The organism is Mycobacterium kyorinense (assembly GCF_002101735.1).
GTDB classification, from domain to species: domain Bacteria; phylum Actinomycetota; class Actinomycetes; order Mycobacteriales; family Mycobacteriaceae; genus Mycobacterium; species Mycobacterium kyorinense.
Map to the genome: position 1 here is coordinate 42,006 of NZ_LQPE01000161.1, position 17,867 is coordinate 59,872.

Genomic DNA, 17,867 nt, shown 5'->3' on the forward strand with positions numbered 1-17,867 from the left:
GCTAGCGCCCCAGCGACGCCGTGGACTCGGGGGCGCTCGGCGCGTCGCGGCCCGCGCCGGCGGCGATGGTGGCGGCCTCGCCGCGGGCCAGCGCCACCGTCGCAATGATGACCATCGCGACGGCCGCGGTCAGCACGAAGCCCTCAGCGCCGTCGATCCGCAGGCTCTCGCCCAGCACGATCACGCCGAGCGCCGAGGCCACCACGGGCTTGGCCACCGTGATCGTCGGCAGCGAGGCGGTCAGCGCACCCGCCCGGAACGCCGACTGCTGAAAGATCATCCCGGCCAGCGCAGACGGTATCCAGGCGTAGAACTCCGGCGCTCGCAGCACCGCCCCGAAGCCGCCTTCGAGCACCTCGACGACGCCCTTGGTCAGCACCGCGAACAGCGCCAGCGACGACCCCGCGACCACCGCCAGCAGCACCGCCGCTGCCGGGCCGGACCAGATCCGCGCTCCCAGCACGCACAAGACCAGGGCCGGGCCCATCACGATGGCGACCATGATCCAGGTTTCCAGCGACGCCCGCGAATGGCCGGCGGTGGGGTCACCGACGACGACGACCACCGCCAGCGCCACCGCCAGCACCGCGGCCCACATCCACTCCCACCGGGTGACCCGGTGGTGGGTGAACCGCGCGTAGATCGGCAGTGCGAACAGCAGCGCCGTCACCTGCAGGGACGTCACCAACATCACCGAAGCCAGCGCCAGCGCCCCAGCCTGCAGCGCGTAGTTGGCGACGGCGCCCGCGCCGCCCAACCACCACCGGGGGTCGCGCAGCGACATGCCGAACAGCTCGAGGTGGCCGACCTGTTTGTCGGTGATCTCCTGCGCCGAGCGCTGACGAATCACATCCCCGAACGCGGATGCCAACGCGGCGCACAGCGCGATCAGCGCTGCCAGATCCGTCCTCCACATTGCTGCCACTCTATTGCGCGGGGCCGAGCGGGGCGCTGCCCGTGCCTGCCGCCGCCGGCGCGACAGCTCGTGCGTCCGGGCACCGCTCGAGGTCGGCGGCCGGGATCGCTACGTCTTCGCCGCCCGTCATCGTCGCGGCCTCGCCGCGGGCCAGCGCGACCGTCGCGACGACCACCACGACCACCGATGCCGCCAGGGCCAGCATCTCGGGGCCGTCGGCGTCGAGCGTCTCGCCGAGCAGCGTGACCCCCAGCACCGAGGCCACCACCGGCTCGGCCACCGTCATCGTCGGCAGCGAAGCGGTCAAGGCGCTGGCCCGAAACGACGACTGCTGAAACACCGTGCCGATCAGCGCGACCGCGATCCAGGCGTAGAGCTCCGGCGCACGCAGCAGGGCCCCGGCGCCGTGCGGCAGGACGTCGACGACGCCCTTGGTCAGCACCGCGAACAGCGCCCACGACGAGGCCGACACCACCGCCAGCAGCGCCGCGGCGACGGCTCCTGTGCAGATCCGCGCCGCGACCACACACAGCACCAGCGCAGGGCCCAGCACCGCGGCCGCCACCGCCCAGCTCTCCAACGAGGCCCGCTGGTAGCCCGCGGCCGGATCGCCGACGCTCACGAAGACGGCGACGGCGCCGGCCAGCAGCACAGCCCACATCCACTCCCGCCGGGTCACCGGTTGACCGGTCAGCCGCGCGCTGATCGGCAGCGCGAACAGCAGCGCCGTCACCTGCAGCGCCTGCACCAGCACCACCGACCCCAGGGCCAGCGCCACGGCCTGCAGACCGAAACTGGCCGCCGCCGCCACGCCGCCCACCCACCACCGGGTGTCGCGCAACAATATGCGGAACAACTCGAAGTGGCCGACCGGCTCGTCGGTGATCTCCTGCGCCGAGCGCTGGCGGACCACGTCCCCGATGCCGGAAATCAACGCTGCGACCAGCGCAAGCACCGCCGCGATATCGACGTACGTGATGGGTGGACCCCCTCGCGGTATGCGGCCTGGTGTTGTTTCCAGTGTCACAAAAGTCGCTGGCACTGGCCGGTATTCGCGGCCCGGGCGTGTCGCATCAACGAATTCCGTTGTGCGCCTTGACAACTAGGCGGGCTGTGGCGCGGTGGCGGTAGCCTCGCTGTAGGCGAGCGCGACCGTGGCCGCGGCCATCACCGCCACCGCTGCCGCCAGGGCGACGAACCCGGCCCTGCCGGTGTGCAGCGTCTCGCCGAGCACGACGACCCCGAGCACCGCCCCGACGACCGGCTCGGTGACCGTCATCGTGGGCAGCGACGCCGTCAGTGCGCCCGCCCGGAACGCGGACTGCTGCCAGCTGGTGCCGGCCAACGCGACCAGCGCCCAGGCGTAGAGCTCCGGGGTCCGCAGCAGCTCGCCGACCCCGTGCGGAATCTGGCCGACGACGCCCTTAGTGAGCACCGCGAACAGGCCCCACAGCGAACCCGACACCACCGCGAGCAGGACCGCCGCCACCCGGCCGCCGAGCATCCGTGCGCCGATCACGCAGGCCACCACCGCCGGCCCCATCACGGCGGCGACCCAGACCCATGTCTCCCAGGACGCCCGCGACTGCCCCGCCTGCGGGTTGCCGACCGTGACGATCACCGCCACCGCAGCCGCCAGCAACACCGCCCACACCCACTCCCAGCGGGTGACCGCACGGCCGGACAGTCGCGCGCTGACCAGCAGCGCGAACAGCAGGGAGCTGACCAGCAGCGCCTGCACCAACAGCACCGAACCCAGACCGAGCGCCGCGGCCTGCAATGCGAATCCGCCCGCGGACACCAGGCTGCCCAGCCACCAGCGCCGATCGCGCAGCAGCTTGGCGAACAGGCCGAGGTTGCCGACGGGCTCGTCGGTAACCTCGTGTGCCGAACGCTGGTGAAGGACGTCGCCGATCGCGATGAACAGCGCCGCACCCAGGGCAAGCAGGCTGGCGATGTCCGCGTCTGCCATGGGTATCTCCTCGTCGGTAGCCGGTCACCGGTGGCGGGTACAAACCCACTGTCACATGACGTCGTAGCCAGGGTTGGCAACAAAAAGGTGGCGGCATGCCGCCCGCCAAGCTGCTTCAATACTGAAGGGGACCCTCGGGATATCTCCGGGAGTTATGGCAGGCGGCGCCGCGATGCGCGGCAGGTGCGCGGGATGAACCCGCGCGAAGGGTAGGTGACGGTGTAGATGGCTGACGAGCCCCGCAGCAACGAATCCAGGCCGGTGCCCCGGCCCGGGCCGCGTCCCGGCCCTCGGCCCACCCCCAGACCGTCCCCCCACCCCGTGATAGCGCCGCTGGCCACCGATCCGCACCGGTTCGGCCGCGTCGACCCCGACGGCACCGTGTGGCTGATCAGCGCCTCCGGTGAACGAGTGATCGGTTCCTGGCAGGCCGGCGACCCCGAAGCCGCGTTCGCCCACTTCGGCCGGCGATTCGACGATCTGAGCACCGAAGTCGCATTGATGGAGGAGCGGCTGGCGTCGGGCACCGGCGACGCCCGCAAGATCAAGGCCAACGCCGCGGCGCTGGCCGAGACCTTGCCGACGGCGAGCGTGCTCGGAGACGTCGACGCGCTGGCCGCCCGGCTGGCCGCCATCGCCGACCACGCCGACGCGGTGGCCGCCGCGGAGCGCGCCCGGCGTGAGGAGCACCGCGCCGCCCAGACCGCCCGCAAGGAGGCGTTGGCCGCCGAAGCCGAGGAACTGGCCGCCAACTCGACGCAGTGGAAAGCCGCCGGCGATCGGCTGCGCGCGATTCTCGACGAGTGGAAGACAATCGGCGGGCTGGACCGCAAAACCGACGACGCGCTGTGGAAGCGGTACTCGGCCGCCCGGGAGATGTTCAACCGGCGCCGCGGGTCGCACTTCGCCGAGCTGGACCGGGAACGGGCCGGTGCCCGCGAGGTCAAAGAGCGGCTCTGCCGGCAGGCCGAGGAGCTGGCCGAGTCCACGGACTGGAGTGCTACCAGCGCCGAGTTCCGCAAGCTGCTCACCGAATGGAAGGCCGCGGGCAGGGCGGCCCGCGACGTCGACGACACGCTGTGGCACCGCTTCAAGGCCGCCCAGGACACGTTCTTCAAGGCGCGTAACGCCGCGACGGCCGAACGCGACGCCGAGCTGCGGGCCAACGCCGCCGCCAAGGAGGCGTTGCTGGCCGAGGCGGAAAAGATCGACACCAGCAATCTCGAGGCCGCCAGGACGGCCCTGCGGACGATCGCCGAGAAGTGGGACGCGATCGGCAAGGTGCCGCGGGAGCGCTCTGCCGAATTGGAGCGGCGGCTGCGCGCCGTCGAGAAGAAGGTGCGCGAGGCCGGCGAGTCGGACTGGGCCGACCCGCAGGCGCAGGCCCGCGCCGAGCAGTTCAAAGCTCGTGCCGAGCAGTTCGAACGCCAGGCCGCCAAAGCCCAAGCCGCCGGGCGCGAGAAAGAGGCCGAGGAGGCCAAGGCCAACGCCGAGCAGTGGCGGCAGTGGGCCGACGCGGCGGCCGAGGCGCTGAAGTCCTAACGGCGAGCTACTGCTCGTCCCCTGGCTTCTCGTCGTCGTCGAGGGTTTCCAGCAGCGTGCGGGACTGCTTTTGCGCGGCGGCGCGGCGGCGCTGCTCCTCGGCGGCCAGTTGCACGATCGTGCGCGACCAAACCACCCGGGTCCAGTGAAAAGTCAACGCCATCACGGTGATCCACGCCACGATCAGCCCGATGCCCGGGCCGGGGTGCCCCGCGGCCACCGTCTGCCGTGACCACACCGCCAGCAGGCCGACACCGCTGGCCAGCGCCGAGCCGGCCAGCGCCACCCAGGCCAGCGCCCAGCGGCGGGTCAGCAGCGCCAGCATCGAAAATCCGACACCGAATACCAGTGCGAGCCAGGCGAACACCCGCGACGGCAGTGCCACCGCGGCGTCGGCGGACCCGTGACTGCCGAACAGCACGTCCCAGCCGCGCACGTCGCCGGTGTGCGGCAAGATGAACGACGCCAGCAGCACGAACACCAGGATCGAGACCACCAAAGCCCTTGCGCCGGGCTCGATTTCGCGTGCGATGCGGCGTTCGGCCGCCTCGATGTCGTCACGGAAGGCGTCGAAGTCGCCGTCGTTTTTGGCGTTCATCGCCGCACCGCCGGCATTCCCAAACCCACTCCGCGCGGAGCGTTTTCGTGGGCGTCGCCGGCGCGGGTGCGGCGGTGGGTGACGAGCTGGCCGTCGGCGATCAGGTGGTGCGGCGCGGCGCCGGTCACCACCGTGGTGACGACGTCGCCGGGACGCACCTCGTTGGCGCCGGGCGCGAAGTGCACCAGCCGACCGTCGCGGGCACGTCCGCTCATCCGCGCGGTGCGCTCGTCCTTGCGGCCTTCCCCGGTGGCGACCAGCAGCTCGACGGTGCGCCCGATCTGCGCGCGGTTCTCCTCGAGCGAGATCTGCTCCTGCAGTGTGACCAGCCGTTCGTAGCGCTGCTGCACCACCTGTTTCGGCAGTTGTCCGTCGAGCTCGGCGGCCGGGGTGCCGGGGCGCTTGGAGTACTGGAAGGTGAACGCGGCGGAGAACCGGGCCCGCCGCACCACGTCGAGCGTGGCCGCGAAGTCCTCCTCGGTTTCCCCGGGGAAGCCGACGATCAGGTCGGTGGTGATCGCGGCGTGCGGCATGGCCGCCCGGACCCGGTCGATGATGCCGAGGTAGCGCTCGGCGCGATACGACCGTCGCATGGCCCGCAGGATGCGGTCCGAGCCGGACTGCAGCGGCATGTGCAGGGCCGGGCAGACGTTCGGGGTCTCGGCCATCGCCTCGATGACGTCGTCGGTGAACTCGGCGGGATGCGGTGAGGTGAACCGGACCCGCTCCAGGCCGTCGACGCGGCCGCACTCGCGCAGCAGTTCGGCGAAAGCGCCGCGGTTGCGCGGCAGGGCCGGGTCGGCGAACGAGACGCCGTAGGCGTTGACGTTCTGGCCCAGCAGCGTGATTTCCAGCACGCCGTCGGCGACCAGGGATCGGATTTCGGCCAGGATGTCGGCCGGGCTGCGGTCGACCTCCTTGCCGCGCAGCGACGGCACGATGCAGAACGTGCAGCTGTTGTTGCAGCCGACCGAGATGGAAACCCAAGCGGCGTAAGCGGATTCGCGGGCGGTGGGTAGGTTCGACGGGAACTCCTGCAGCGCCTCGGCGATCTCCACCTGCGCCGCCCGGTTGTGCCGGGCCCGGTCCAGCAGCGTGGGCAGCGACCCGATGTTGTGGGTGCCGAAGACGACGTCGACCCAGGGCGCCTTGCGCAGCACGGTGTCGCGGTCCTTTTGCGCCAGGCAGCCGCCGACGGCGATCTGCATGTCCGGGTTGGTCCGCTTGCGCGGCGCCAGGTGGCTGAGGTTGCCGTAGAGCTTGTTGTCGGCGTTCTCACGCACGGCGCAGGTGTTGAAGACGACGACGTCGGCGTCGGCGCCGTCGGGCGCCCGGTGGTAGCCGGCCGCCTCCAGCAACCCGGCCAACCGCTCGGAATCGTGCACGTTCATCTGGCAGCCGTAGGTGCGGACCTGGTAGGTCCGGCCCGCTAGCGCCGTCGAAGTCACGGGGCCATGGTACGGCGACCAGTAAGGTCACAGCGCATGGAGGCCACCGGGCCGATGATCTCGTTGCGCGGGGTCAACAAGTATTTCGGCGGTCAGCATGTGCTCGCCGACATCGACCTGGATGTGGGCCGCGGGCAGGTGGTCGTGGTGCTGGGCCCATCGGGTTCGGGCAAGTCGACGCTGTGCCGGGTCATCAACCGCCTGGAGACCGTCGACTCCGGCACGATCGTGATCGACGGCGTCCAGCTGCCCGCCGAAGGCCGCGCGTTGGCGCGGCTGCGCTCCGATGTGGGCATGGTGTTTCAGTCATTCAACCTGTTCGCGCACAAGACCGTGCTGCAGAACGTGATGCTGGCGCCGATGAAGGTCCGCAAGGTGCCGAAGGCCGAGGCGCGGGACACCGCGATGGCGCTGCTGGAGCGCGTGGGCGTGGCCGATCAGGCCGACAAGCATCCTGCGCAACTGTCGGGCGGTCAGCAGCAGCGGGTGGCGATCGCGCGGTCGCTGGCGATGAACCCGAAGGTGATGCTGTTCGACGAGCCGACGAGCGCGCTGGATCCCGAGATGATCTCCGAGGTGCTGGCGGTGATGACGTCTCTGGCCGGTGATGGCATGACGATGCTGGTGGTCACCCATGAGATGGGCTTCGCGCGGCACGCCGCCGACCGCGTCGTGTTCATGGCCGACGGGACGATCGTCGAGGACGCCGAACCGGCTGACTTTTTCGAGCACCCGCGAACGGAGCGTGCGAGAGACTTCCTCGGGAAGATCCTCAACCACTAGAAGGTCACCATGCTGCGGCTTGTCGTCATCGCACTCGCGGTGGTGGCGCTGGCCGCGGGGTGCGGCGGGCAGGGCGGCAAGCTCGTGGTCGGGGTGAAGTTCGACCAACCCGGGCTGGGACTGAAGAAGCCCGACGGAACGATGAGCGGATTCGACGTCGACGTGGCGCGCTACGTCGCCCGGCAGCTCGGCTACTCGGCGGACGACATCGTGTGGGTCGAGGCGCCGGCGGGGCAACGCGAGATGCTGATCCGCAATGGGCAAGTCGACTACATCGTCGCGAACTATTCGATCACCGATGCGCGCAAGAAAAAGGTCGGTTTCGCCGGGCCGTATCTGATCGCCGGGCAGAGCTTGTTGGTGCGTGCCGGCGAGACCGGGATCACCGGTCCACAGTCGTTGCAGCACAACAAGAAGCTGTGCTCGGTCGCGGGCTCCACGGCGGCGCAGTTGATCAAAGACCGCTACCCCGGTGTGCAGTTGCAGCGCTACGACACCTACTCCGCCTGCGTCGAAGCGCTCAAAAACGGTGCAGTGGACGCCGTTAGCACCGACGACGTGATCTTGGCCGGCTATGCCGCACAGAGCCCCGGCGCCTTCAAGCTGGTCGGGAAGCCGTTCTCCACCGAGAAGTACGGAATCGGATTGAAGAAGGACAACACGCCGCTGCGCAACAAGGTCGACGACGCGATCGAGAAGATGGAGCGCGACGGGTCGTGGAAAATGTTCTTCGAGAAGAACTTTGGGGCGTCGGGTCTTGCGGTGCCGAAACCACCGGTGGTCGATCGGTATTGACCATGTTCAACGAGTATCGCGAGCAGATCTTCTCGGCGTTCGGGGTCACCGTGGAATTGAGTGTGCTGTCGGCCGTCGGCGCACTGATACTGGGGACCGCGCTGGCGGCCATGCGGCTGGCACCGGTACCTGTGCTGAACTGGATCGGCGCCGGCTACGTCAACCTGGTCCGCAACACGCCGCTGACGCTGATCATCCTGTTCTGCTCGTTCGGGCTGTCCCAGACGCTGGGTGTGACGCTGGCCGATTCGGCGTCGCCAACCTCGATCGACGACAGCGATTTCCGGCTGGCGGTGCTCGGATTCACCGTCTACACCGCATCATTCGTGTGCGAGTCGGTGCGTTCCGGCGTCAACACCGTCCCGGTGGGACAGGCGGAGGCGGCGCGGTCGCTGGGGTTGACGTTCGGCCAGAACCTACGACTCATTCTGCTGCCGCAGGCTTTTCGCGCGGTCATCGTTCCGCTGGGGTCGGTGCTGATCGCGTTGACGAAGAACACGACGATCGCTTCGGCGATCGGTGTGGGCGAGGCGGCGCTGCTGATGAAATCGATGATCGAGAACACCGCCGCGCTGATCGAGGTGGGCGCCATCTTCGCGGTCGGATTCCTCGTCCTGACACTGCCACTCGGCCTGCTATTCGGTTGGCTGGGCAAACGCTGGGAGGTGGCGCGGTGACGGGCGCGTCGGTGTTGTTCGACGCGCCGGGCCCGCGTGGACTGCGCCGCAACCGGGTGCTGTCGGTGGCCACCGTTGTGGTTGCGGCGTTGCTGCTTTGGGCGCTGTATTGCCGGCTGGAGGCCAAGGGACAGTTCGAGACGGCGAAGTGGTCGCCGTTTCTCACCGCGAACCTGTGGAAAACCTATGTGCTGCCCGGGGTTCGGGGCACGCTGACGGCGGCGGCATGGTCGATGGTGCTGGCAACAGGTCTGGGCGCGGTGCTCGGTGTGGGCCGGTTGTCGACGGTCGCGGCGATCCGGTGGCCGTGCGCGGTCGTGGTGGAGTTCTTCCGCGCAATCCCGGTGCTGATCCTGATGATCTTCGCCTACTTTTGCTACGCGGCTTACGACGTCGTTCCGGGCCGGCAGCTGGCGTTGGCCGGTGTGGTGACCGGGCTGACGCTGTACAACGGCGCGGTGATCGCCGAAATCGTGCGCGCCGGCGTGAATACGCTGCCGCGCGGCCAGTCGGAGGCCGCGGCAGCGCTCGGGTTGCGCTGGACCCAGACCATGCGCCTGGTCCTACTCCCCCAGGCCATTACCGCGATGCTGCCGGTGCTGGTGTCACAACTAGTGGTAGTGCTCAAAGACACCGCGATCGGGTATCAGATCACGTTCGTCGAAATGGTGCGCCAGGGCACCGTTGTCGGCTCGCAGTACGGCAATTTCCTTCCGGCACTGGTGGTTATCGCCGCGCTGATGATCGCGGTGAACATGGCGCTGTCGGGCGTCGCATTCGGCATCGAACAGCGTCTGCGGCGCACCCGCCGTCCGCCGCTGGAGGCCGCAACGATCGAACCGGAGGGCACGCCCGGCGCCCCAGTGGTGCAGGCGGCAGGCTAGACACGTCGGCCAGAAGGCCGCTACCCTCCGGCGCTCACGACGCGCTGCGCTCGGATATCGGGAAAGTGGCGCTCCGCGAGTTCGTAGTCGGCGTCGTCGTGAAGGACAACTAAGCCGTTCGCCGCCGCGGTGGCGCAGATCAGCAGATCGACGACCGACAGGGCGCGCACCGCACCCGCCCCTGCAAGCCGTCGCTGCGCCGAATCGATCCACCGCCACACAGATTTCGGCACGGGCACATCGGGGTACACATCACGAAACATCTCGCCCATTTGATCGAACTCGTCCGCATTCCGCGCCGATCGACGAAACTCGGCACGTTGTGGCTCGCATGATCCGACGGCTCCTCTGCGAAGAGACAAGCTCCACGCCTCGGTGAGTTCTGGCTGCCGTTGGAGTCGCCACACCGCGGAGGAATCCACCAGGAAGTGGATCAAGGCCCGACGGCCTTCTCGTCGGCGCGCGCCGCGAGCCAGCCCTCGTAGTCCCAGCTCTTTGCATGTTCGCGCGACCGAGCGAGCGCATTGATGCGCCGGAATTGCTCGACGTAATCGCGCAAGGCGAGATTCACGGCTTCCTTCTTGGTGTGCACGCCCGCGATGCGCATAACTTCCGCTAGCGCCTCGTCATCGAGGTCGATCTGCGTCACCGACACTCCAGCCTCCCATGTTGGTGATGTATGCCTGAAGTATATGTAAGCAACATGGAGACTGGAACCGAACCTCGGCCCGCGTGGACGCTAGACGCGTCGACGCTCCCTTTCGGCGGCCAACTGCGTGCTGACCACGTCGTAAGCCATGCTCTGGCTGTATCCGCGGCGCCCGAGCATCGCCACCAGCCTGCGGGTGGCTCGTGCGTCGTCGTTCTCGTTGTTCAGCGACTCCCGGCGCAACCTGGCCCGCACCAGCTTCTCGGCCCGGTCCCGCTCGGCGGCAGGTTTGATGCCGTCGAGCACCGCGGTGATCACGTCGTTGTCGACGCCTTTGGTGCGCAGCTCAGCGGCCAACGCCCGCTTGCCTTTTCCGGCGTTGGTTCGCCGGGAGTGCACCCATTGTTCAGCGAAGTCGACGTCGTCGACCAGGCCCACAGCGGCCAGGCGGTCCAGTACCCGGGCGCTGATGTCGTCGGGATATCCCCGCTTGGCCAACTGCCCGGCCAGCTCTGCGCGGGTGCGCGACCGCGCGGTGAGCAGGCGCAGGCACAATGCCCGCGCCTGCTCCTCGCGAGCCGGCGCCCCGTCAGAAGTCGACGGGGGCGGGCAGGACTTCGTCATCGGTCACCACGGCGCCAATGCCGAGCTTTTCCTTGATCTTCTTCTCGATCTCGAGGGCCACTTCGGTGTTCTCCATCAGGAAGTTTCGGGCGTTCTCCTTGCCCTGGCCGAGCTGCTCGCCCTCGTAGGTGAACCAGGAGCCGGACTTACGGATGAAGCCCTGGTCCACGCCCATGTCGATCAGCGAGCCTTCCCGGCTGATGCCCTTTCCGTACAGGATGTCAAACTCGGCCTGTTTGAAGGGGGGTGAGCAGTTATGCACGACAACCCCTTCCGCGACGAGGTTATGCAGTTCCTCGACCTCGAGGTCGAACGTCCGTACCCGCCGCGTTGGCAGCACTTCTCGGATCACTGAGTACCGGAGTTCTTCGGCCAGCACCTCATGAAGGAACTTGTCGTCCAAGGCGTCCGCCAGCGCCTGCACGCGGTCCCTGCGGAGACGACCGACACCCAAGACCTGCTTCATGCCGCCACGAGGATCGCCGGCACCTTTACCGATCATGGAAGCGGCATCCCGCGCGGTCACCCCACGTTCGTCAAGGTAATTCAGCACGGCATCGGCCACCTCCGCGGCCAGGTATGTCGCCTGTGATCCACGCCGCGGCCCCCGCGCGGCGTCGGGAATGGCCTTCGTAAGAGCCGTACCGCGTGGCCCCCACATGGGAACTGCGTCGGCGAATGCCGTGACGTTCTCCATGCCCGAGACCCGTACTTCGAACACTTGGCGCTTGCCTTGGACCCGGCGGCCGTTGACGATACTCGGCCGCTTCTGGGTCGGATCGTAATCGCGAACGGTGCTCACGATGCCGAATCGCAGCAGCAGCCAATGAATCTGGTGCGCGAGCTGTTCGGAGGTCGTCGTGTAGCCGACCCGAAGCGCTCCAGTCTGTTCCCTACTCACCCAGCCGTCGCTCTCAAAGAGGCCGACGAGCAGGTTGCCGACGACATCGGCGGCGATATCTGGCTCGAAGAACCAGTCGGGAATCGTCTTCTCCCACGCCAGCTTGCCGTAGATCCCGGCCCGCCGGCAGAGGTCGAGGACATCGTTGCGTTCACCGGGTCGATGAGCGATCGCAAGTGACATACGCCCCTGCGGATGAGCCGCGCAACCAAGCGTCGCCGCGATTCGGGTCACGTCGTCAATAAGCGCCTGCTGGACATTGATGAAGTTGATAGGGGTCTTACCCCCCACGTAGCCATCTCCGATCAGATAGCCGAGCAGCCGTGCGTGATCCGCCGGAATCGGCGCACTAGCACCAAATCCATCGAAGCGCCGCGGTTGTGCCACCCGGTCTCCCTTGCGGAGTTCCCCGGCCTGGCGCCACCCGTATTCCGTCAGCACCTTGTGATCAGGTGTCGCCCACACGGTTACGCCTCCGGCGATCCGCAATCCGATCACATCCTGCGTTCCCTGGTCGAACCAGGACACCACGGGCCGTGTATGCAGCGTTCCGTCCTTGGCCGCAGCCACGACGTGAATTTGCTTGCGTCCGTCGACAACATCTTCGATTCGATGCGTGGTACCGGTAACGGGATCGAAGATCCGAGTGCCTTCGGCTAGGCACTTGTTCTTGACCACCTTAACCCGGGTTCGGTTACCCACCGCGTCCGTTCCGTCCTTAAGAGTCTCAATTCGCCTGACGTCCAGGCGAACTGAGGCATAGAACTTCAAAGCCTTTCCGCCCGTTGTTGTTTCGGGTGAGCCGAACATCACACCGATTTTTTCGCGCAGCTGGTTGATGAAGATCGCGGTGGTGCCCGAATTGTTCAGCGCGCCAGTCATTTTCCGCAGTGCCTGGCTCATCAGCCGGGCCTGCAGGCCGACGTGGCTGTCGCCCATCTCGCCTTCGATCTCGGCACGTGGCACCAGTGCGGCCACCGAGTCGATGACCAGGATGTCCAACGCGCCGGAACGGACCAGCATGTCGGCGATCTCTAGCGCCTGCTCACCGGTGTCGGGCTGGGATACCAGCAGCGAATCGGTGTCTACACCGAGCTTCTTGGCGTACTCGGGGTCCAGGGCGTGCTCGGCGTCGATGAACGCCGCGATGCCGCCGGCGGCCTGGGCATTGGCCACCGCATGGAGGGCGACGGTGGTTTTACCCGAGGATTCCGGGCCGTAGATCTCAATGATCCGGCCGCGCGGCAGGCCGCCGATGCCCAGGGCAACGTCCAGTGCAATCGACCCGGTCGGAATGACAGAGATGGGCTGGCGCACCTCGTCGCCGAGGCGCATCACCGAACCTTTGCCGTAATTCTTGTCGATCTGGGCTATCGCCAGTTCGAGAGCCTTCTCGCGATCAGGGACCTGTGCCATGTGCTTCTCCTGTAGTCGGTGTTCGGTTGACCGGTATCGGCCAATTGGCCATGACGCTAGAGAAGGGCACCGACAAGACGGCCTGACCAGCGTCGCAGCGTTCGAACAAGCCCCACAGTAACGAACGTGTGTTCGATGGCAAGGAGGCGCGCCGTGCTGCCGGCGGGTAGCTATCAGGGACGCTGCGCTCCCCCAGGGGGTTCCTCCATACGGAGGAAGCAGCATCAAACCCGGGAGACGGTTGAACCAGCGTCCGGTGGTCGCGATGTCACTTTTGTCGCGCCACAGCGACAACCGGTGCAACCGTCAATGCTGAGTTGCCTGACCCCGGACGTGGTGTCGTCGATCAACTTAACCTCTTCTCGGACTCGCGTGCCGTGTCCCCGAGCACCTTCGTGAGGGTTTGGTAAGTCGTAACCCAACTTGTCGGTGTGGCGCGGTAGTCGCTATGCCCGTGTGTTGCCGTCGAGGTGGCCGCCGTGGACGTGGTGGCGGGCCGGTGGTGTGACGTGAAGTTCAGGTGATCGGCCCCGCTTTGCTCGCCATGAACCAGGCTGTCGCGATCAACGACAGCTGCGCAACGCAGCCCAACAATGGCAGCCAGAACGAGGAGGAGTACCACGGTGAGAATGGTGTCGATGGTCCGGCTGGCTTTCCGTTGAGCCTGGTTGGACTGCGTGCGCGTCACTTCTTTTCGCGAGGCAATCGGCAGCCGGTGTAGCCCGAGACAACGAGGTTTCCTCTGTACCCGACTCCGATAGATATGCGCGCTGGACCGTAGAACCTGACGTCGTGATCGCCTGGCTTGTCTTGCATGACTTGACTTTCGGTTGCATCTAGTTTCGCCGCCGCCTTTTTCGTTGCGTCTAGAATCTTGGCCCAGTCTTGCTCCGAGACCGAGACGTTGGCGGCGATGCGGTTCGGCAGAAAGTAGTCTTTTGCATCGGTTTGCTCATAGGGCTGCTGGCAGTAGCCAGTGTCTGCGTTCTCGCCCGTCTCCCAAATTATTCCCGGGATAAGTTTGCTTGCGGCGCTGGTGATTTCGTTCATCGCCGCGTCCACTTGAGCCGTGGTGTCTTCAAGCGAGGGCAGCGTACTGAGTACTTCCAGGGCCTTCGCCGCATCGGTGGGTGGCGTCGGTTCGTAGGGTTGTTTCACGTGGCATCCTGCCGAGGTCAGTGCCGTGGCGACCAGGGCGGCGAATACAAGTCCGCAGTGTCGTCGGTTCGGCGGCTTTCGCATTTGGGTTGTGCCACAACGTATTGACTCCATATACCCACGGAGGTACGGAGATAGGCTGCCACCGCGCCACGGGCGCACGCCCGTCGCTCCAAGGGGGTATATTGCCGACACCTCAGCTTCCTCATGCTCCTTGTCAGTCGCCGGACGACGACGGCGGCGCTGCGCGGCGCCGGATGTCGTCAAGGCTGTCGCGCAGCGCCTGCCACACCGTGACGAGGCTGAAAGCAGCCGGCAGCCCACCCGGAATCGCACCCGGCTCGTCGAGCTGGTCACCGAGCGCGGCGACGGCCGCCTGGGCCAGCTCGACCAGCGCCTGGTCGGTGACCTCGAGCGTGAGCCGATCGTCGGCGACGCGGATGGTCATGTCGCGACGCCCCTCCTCCGCAGGCCCGTGCTCGTCCGGCGGTCCGCCCTGCAGGACGTCGAGGACGGCGGCGCGAACCCTCGACAAGTCACCCACCTGCTCGGCAAGGATTTGCGCGCCGAGCCCATCGGGCTCGTCGAGCAATCCGAGCAAGAGGTGCTCGGTCCCGATGTACGGGTGATTCAACGCGAGCGCCTCACGCAGCGAGTGCTCCAACGTGCCCTTGCCGCTCGGCGTGAACGGGATGTGCCCGCTCATTTGTTCCGTGCCGGCCCCGACCCGATCAATGACCGCGCGGCGAACCGAGTCCGCCGAAACGTCTAGCGCCGCCAGCGCATGGCCGGCCACCGTGTCGGGACGGGCCAGCAACCCCAGCAGGAAGTGTTCAGTGCCGATGTGGTCGTGTCGCAGTTCGCGCGTCGCCTCTTGGGCGAGAACGACTGCGCGACGCGCCGCATCGGTGAATCGCTCGAACACTCACCCATCATGCCGTTACCGGATCAACCCACAACCGATTTCGGCATGACCGTGGGCTTGAAGCCGTAACGTGGCGCGCCGAAGCCGAACCCGCCGCGCCCGGCCGACGCCACCGACGGCATCCCGGCCGGCACCGCCGCCACCGGCGTGGTTTCTTCTGCCGCGGCCGTCCATCCGGTGCCGGCCAGCGTCGCCGAACCGGTGCCCGCCGGGGTGGCCGCCGACCAACTGGCCGGCACCGACAATCCGCCCACCGAGGACGCCTGACCCAAACCGGCCGACACCGGCGCCCCGGCGAGGCCGCCCAAGCTCACCGGCCCCACGGTCCCCATCAGGACCGTTCCTCCCGACGCCTCGCCCGCACCCATAGCCATGGCAGCAGGCAGCGCATTTTCGGCCTTCGCGGCCCCGATGCCGCCCATAATGCCGCCGAACATGTTCCACGCCGCGATGTTTCCCGCCGCTTGGCTGTAGGTCTGGATGGTGTTCCAAATCCCGATGTTCTGCGTCGAGTTGATGAAGTCCGACAGGAAACCACCGGACCCGCCGGATCCCGCCAGCGGCGAGGCCATCCCTTGCACCGCGGTGGGCAACGCCGAGACCAGTTGCGACAGCTGTGCCTGTGTGCCGGCGCCTGACACCGCGACGGCTTGGCCGGCCAGCCCCGCCGGGTTGGTGTTCGGCGCCGGAGAGGTCAACGGCTGCAGTACTCCGGCGCTGGCCGAGGAGCCCGCGTAGCCGTACATGGCGGCAGCGTCTTGTGCCCACATCTCCATGTAGTGCGCCTCGGTGGCCGCGATCGCCGGGGTGTTTTGTCCGAGGAAGTTGGTCGCGACGAGCGCCGCCAGCTGCGCCCTGTTGGCGGCGATCACCGGCGGCGGCACCGTCATCGCAAACGCCGCCTCGAACGCTGCCGCCGATGCGGTGGCCTGCGCGGCCGCGTGCTCGGCAGCGGCAGCGGTGGTGTTCATCCATGCCACGTAAGGCGCGGCCGCGGCGGCCATCGCCGCTGACGACGGGCCCAGCCACTCCTCGCCGGTCAGCGCTGAGATGACCGACTTGTAGGACGCTGCCGTCGTGGCGAGTTCGGCGCCCAGCGCATTCCACGCCGCGGCAACGGCCATCATCGGCCCCGCACCCGGGCCTGCATACATCCGTGCGGAGTTGATCTCCGGCGGTAATGCTCCGAAATCCATTTCGTGAAACCTGCTCTCTAATAACCGATTTGATTGCTAAACGACTGCCGGTTTGGGCGCCACCGTGGGCTTGACGCCGTAGCGCGGTGCGCCGAAGCCGACACCTGCGCGCCCGGCGGAGGCCACCGACGGCATCCCGGCCGGCAGGGTTGTCACCGGCGTGCTTTGCGGAGCGGCGGCGGTCCAGCCCGCGCCCGTCAACGTCGCCGGGGCCGGGCTGGACGCAGCGGCCGCGCCGGCCCAACTGGGCGGCACCGACAACCGGCCGACTGAGGACGCCTGGCCCACACCCGCCGCCACCGGCGTCCCGCCGAAGCCGGCAGAGCCCGCGACGCCCGTCAACAGCGCTCCGCTCGGGGCGCTCGGACCGACGGCGCCGACAGCCCCGGCCTCAGGGCCAGTCAGCTCACCCGGAGCCGAAAGCCCGGCGCTTCCGAACTCGAACAGATCCGATGCCGCGGAGCCAAAGTTTCCCGCCTGCATGGCGCCGATGATGGCGGTGTTGCTCAGCGCGCTGGGCAGGAGCCCGTACGGGCCGGATGCGGCGCCGGTGAACAAACCGAGGAGTCCGCCGGACCCGGAACCGGCACCGGCTGCGTTGGCGGCCTCGGTGGCGCTATACGAACCCGCGCTGGTGGCCAAGGTGTTGACAAACATTTCGTGAATCGCGGTGGCCTGGGCGCTGACCTGTTGGTAGAGATTTCCGTAGGCAGCGAACTGGGTCGCCTGCAGGGCCGACACCTCGTCGGCGGCCGCCGGAGCCACAACCGTAGTCGGCGTTGCAGCGGCCGCGTTTTGGGCGGCCATCGTGGAACCGATCCCGTGCAGGCTGGTGGCCGCAGCCGTAAGCGCTTCGGGCACGGTGGTCACGAAAGACATGACTTCTCCTCACTTTGAGCTGCGCCCGCCGACATGAGAGCCGTGAACATCTGATGCATCGCGGCGGCTTGGGCGCTGACCTCCTGATACGTCGCGGCGTGCACCGCGAACTGCGCCGCGGTAAGGGCCGACACCTCGTCGGCGGCGGCCGGAGCCAGCCTGGTTGTCGGGACGGCCGCAGCCGCGTTCCCCGCCGCCATCGCCAAGCCGATCCCCCGCAAGTTGGCAGCGGCCGCTGCCAGCGTTTTCGGCTGAATAGGTGCCAAAGGCATAACGCTCCTCCTCAATGATGTTGGGTACCAACCCAATTCAGAGGTTAGGCCGCGTTAGCAGGCTATTGTGACGGCGAAGTTAACCGATACGGGTTCTTGACGGAAGCGACGCCAATCCTTACGGATTTTTAGCGGGTGTCGTAGGCCTCACCACTGCTGACCGGAAAATACCCACGGTGAGGTGACGGCGTGAAGCGGCCCGCAGGGCTGGTGGAGCGGGTGGTGTTGGAAT

17 protein-coding genes and 3 pseudogenes are annotated in these 17,867 nt (G+C 67.5%); 5 read left to right on the forward strand and 15 right to left on the reverse strand.

Going from position 1 to position 17,867, the window contains the following annotated elements; all coding sequences use genetic code 11:
* Position 1: 1 nt before the first annotated feature.
* The 3 genes from AWC14_RS23170 to AWC14_RS23180 form a co-directional block, all read right to left on the reverse strand.
* The gene (locus AWC14_RS23170; RefSeq protein WP_045382269.1) at positions 2 to 916 is read right to left on the reverse strand and encodes a DMT family transporter; all 915 of its coding nucleotides are present in this window, start codon (positions 914 to 916) and stop codon (positions 2 to 4) included.
* Positions 917 to 926: 10 nt separating this feature from the next.
* Entirely contained in the window at positions 927 to 1,895 is a 969-nt protein-coding gene (locus AWC14_RS23175) for a DMT family transporter (RefSeq protein WP_045382402.1), read from the reverse strand.
* Positions 1,896 to 2,018: 123 nt separating this feature from the next.
* Positions 2,019 to 2,888 (reverse strand): DMT family transporter, encoded by an 870-nt coding sequence (locus AWC14_RS23180; protein ID WP_045382267.1) that lies wholly within the window; start codon positions 2,886 to 2,888, stop codon positions 2,019 to 2,021.
* Between the two features lie 225 nt (positions 2,889 to 3,113).
* Between AWC14_RS23180 and AWC14_RS23185 the strand changes: the two genes are divergently transcribed.
* Positions 3,114 to 4,430, forward strand: coding sequence for a DUF349 domain-containing protein (locus AWC14_RS23185; protein ID WP_052425644.1), 1,317 nt, complete (start codon positions 3,114 to 3,116; stop codon positions 4,428 to 4,430).
* Positions 4,431 to 4,437: 7 nt separating this feature from the next.
* Here the strand turns inward: AWC14_RS23185 and AWC14_RS23190 are convergent, their stop codons facing one another.
* On the reverse strand, positions 4,438 to 5,028 hold the full coding sequence (locus tag AWC14_RS23190) for an Rv2732c family membrane protein (RefSeq protein ID WP_045382263.1): 591 nt from the start codon (positions 5,026 to 5,028) through the stop codon (positions 4,438 to 4,440).
* Positions 5,025 to 6,476 carry a tRNA (N6-isopentenyl adenosine(37)-C2)-methylthiotransferase MiaB gene (miaB, locus tag AWC14_RS23195; protein WP_045382261.1) on the reverse strand — a complete coding sequence of 484 codons (1,452 nt, stop codon included), beginning with the start codon at positions 6,474 to 6,476 and terminating at the stop codon, positions 5,025 to 5,027. Before miaB ends, AWC14_RS23190 begins: the two co-directional genes overlap by 4 nt.
* A 54-nt stretch (positions 6,477 to 6,530) precedes the next feature.
* Between miaB and AWC14_RS23200 the strand changes: the two genes are divergently transcribed.
* From AWC14_RS23200 to AWC14_RS23215, 4 genes are read left to right on the forward strand one after another with little or no spacing between them, the layout of a single operon-like run.
* Positions 6,531 to 7,259, forward strand: a complete 729-nt coding sequence (locus AWC14_RS23200) for an amino acid ABC transporter ATP-binding protein (protein ID WP_162835662.1) — start codon at positions 6,531 to 6,533, stop codon at positions 7,257 to 7,259.
* A 9-nt stretch (positions 7,260 to 7,268) separates the two neighbouring features.
* The gene (locus AWC14_RS23205; RefSeq protein ID WP_045382257.1) at positions 7,269 to 8,054 is read left to right on the forward strand and encodes a glutamate ABC transporter substrate-binding protein; all 786 of its coding nucleotides are present in this window, start codon (positions 7,269 to 7,271) and stop codon (positions 8,052 to 8,054) included.
* Complete coding sequence (locus AWC14_RS23210) at positions 8,051 to 8,731, forward strand: amino acid ABC transporter permease (RefSeq protein WP_045382255.1); 681 nt, start codon at positions 8,051 to 8,053, stop codon at positions 8,729 to 8,731. Before AWC14_RS23205 ends, AWC14_RS23210 begins: the two co-directional genes overlap by 4 nt.
* Positions 8,728 to 9,615 (forward strand): amino acid ABC transporter permease, encoded by an 888-nt coding sequence (locus AWC14_RS23215; RefSeq protein WP_045382253.1) that lies wholly within the window; start codon positions 8,728 to 8,730, stop codon positions 9,613 to 9,615. Before AWC14_RS23210 ends, AWC14_RS23215 begins: the two co-directional genes overlap by 4 nt.
* 20 nt (positions 9,616 to 9,635) lie before the next feature.
* On the opposite strand, the pseudogene AWC14_RS23220 reads toward AWC14_RS23215, so the two are convergent.
* The 10 genes and pseudogenes from AWC14_RS23220 to AWC14_RS23265 form a co-directional block, all read right to left on the reverse strand.
* Positions 9,636 to 10,020 (reverse strand): annotated as a pseudogene (locus AWC14_RS23220) (PIN domain-containing protein).
* Between the two features lie 97 nt (positions 10,021 to 10,117).
* Positions 10,118 to 10,270, reverse strand: a pseudogene (locus tag AWC14_RS23225) (type II toxin-antitoxin system VapB family antitoxin); the annotation flags it as partial.
* An 84-nt stretch (positions 10,271 to 10,354) separates the two neighbouring features.
* Positions 10,355 to 10,888 (reverse strand): recombination regulator RecX, encoded by a 534-nt coding sequence (recX, locus tag AWC14_RS23230; RefSeq protein ID WP_045382248.1) that lies wholly within the window; start codon positions 10,886 to 10,888, stop codon positions 10,355 to 10,357.
* On the reverse strand, positions 10,854 to 13,205 hold the full coding sequence (gene recA / locus AWC14_RS23235; protein ID WP_045382246.1) for an intein-containing recombinase RecA: 2,352 nt from the start codon (positions 13,203 to 13,205) through the stop codon (positions 10,854 to 10,856). Before recA ends, recX begins: the two co-directional genes overlap by 35 nt.
* A gap of 684 nt (positions 13,206 to 13,889) precedes the next feature.
* The gene (locus tag AWC14_RS23245; RefSeq protein WP_045382242.1) at positions 13,890 to 14,363 is read right to left on the reverse strand and encodes an LppA family lipoprotein; all 474 of its coding nucleotides are present in this window, start codon (positions 14,361 to 14,363) and stop codon (positions 13,890 to 13,892) included.
* 217 nt (positions 14,364 to 14,580) lie between these two features.
* A complete protein-coding gene (locus AWC14_RS23250) occupies positions 14,581 to 15,288 on the reverse strand; it encodes a Clp protease N-terminal domain-containing protein (protein WP_052425643.1) in 708 nt (235 codons plus the stop codon).
* 23 nt (positions 15,289 to 15,311) lie between these two features.
* Positions 15,312 to 16,484: a PPE family protein gene (locus tag AWC14_RS23255; RefSeq protein WP_045382240.1), complete on the reverse strand. Its 1,173-nt coding sequence runs from the start codon at positions 16,482 to 16,484 to the stop codon at positions 15,312 to 15,314.
* 36 nt (positions 16,485 to 16,520) lie between these two features.
* Entirely contained in the window at positions 16,521 to 16,967 is a 447-nt protein-coding gene (locus AWC14_RS29805; RefSeq protein ID WP_235215988.1) for a PE/PPE C-terminal domain-containing protein, read from the reverse strand.
* Between the two features lie 99 nt (positions 16,968 to 17,066).
* Positions 17,067 to 17,363: pseudogene (locus AWC14_RS29810) on the reverse strand (PE family protein); the annotation flags it as partial.
* Positions 17,351 to 17,635 carry a PE family protein gene (locus AWC14_RS23265; RefSeq protein ID WP_045382235.1) on the reverse strand — a complete coding sequence of 95 codons (285 nt, stop codon included), beginning with the start codon at positions 17,633 to 17,635 and terminating at the stop codon, positions 17,351 to 17,353. The pseudogene AWC14_RS29810 and the gene AWC14_RS23265, both read right to left, overlap by 13 nt.
* Positions 17,636 to 17,867 lie beyond the last annotated feature (232 nt).

Excerpts from the sequence above, each read along its gene's own strand:
- AWC14_RS23265 (WP_045382235.1), bottom strand. The coding sequence starts at position 17,635 with ATGCCTTTGGCACCTATTCAGCCGAAAACGCTGGCAGCGGCCGCTGCC.
- AWC14_RS23255 (WP_045382240.1), bottom strand. The coding sequence starts at position 16,484 with ATGGATTTCGGAGCATTACCGCCGGAGATCAACTCCGCACGGATGTAT.
- AWC14_RS29805 (WP_235215988.1), bottom strand. The coding sequence starts at position 16,967 with ATGCAGGCGGGAAACTTTGGCTCCGCGGCATCGGATCTGTTCGAGTTC.
- AWC14_RS23200 (WP_162835662.1), top strand. The coding sequence starts at position 6,531 with ATGATCTCGTTGCGCGGGGTCAACAAGTATTTCGGCGGTCAGCATGTG.
- recA (WP_045382246.1), bottom strand. The coding sequence starts at position 13,205 with ATGGCACAGGTCCCTGATCGCGAGAAGGCTCTCGAACTGGCGATAGCC.
- AWC14_RS23185 (WP_052425644.1), top strand. The coding sequence starts at position 3,114 with ATGGCTGACGAGCCCCGCAGCAACGAATCCAGGCCGGTGCCCCGGCCC.
- AWC14_RS23205 (WP_045382257.1), top strand. The coding sequence starts at position 7,269 with ATGCTGCGGCTTGTCGTCATCGCACTCGCGGTGGTGGCGCTGGCCGCG.
- AWC14_RS23170 (WP_045382269.1), bottom strand. The coding sequence starts at position 916 with ATGTGGAGGACGGATCTGGCAGCGCTGATCGCGCTGTGCGCCGCGTTG.
- recX (WP_045382248.1), bottom strand. The coding sequence starts at position 10,888 with ATGACGAAGTCCTGCCCGCCCCCGTCGACTTCTGACGGGGCGCCGGCT.
- AWC14_RS23180 (WP_045382267.1), bottom strand. The coding sequence starts at position 2,888 with ATGGCAGACGCGGACATCGCCAGCCTGCTTGCCCTGGGTGCGGCGCTG.
- AWC14_RS23190 (WP_045382263.1), bottom strand. The coding sequence starts at position 5,028 with ATGAACGCCAAAAACGACGGCGACTTCGACGCCTTCCGTGACGACATC.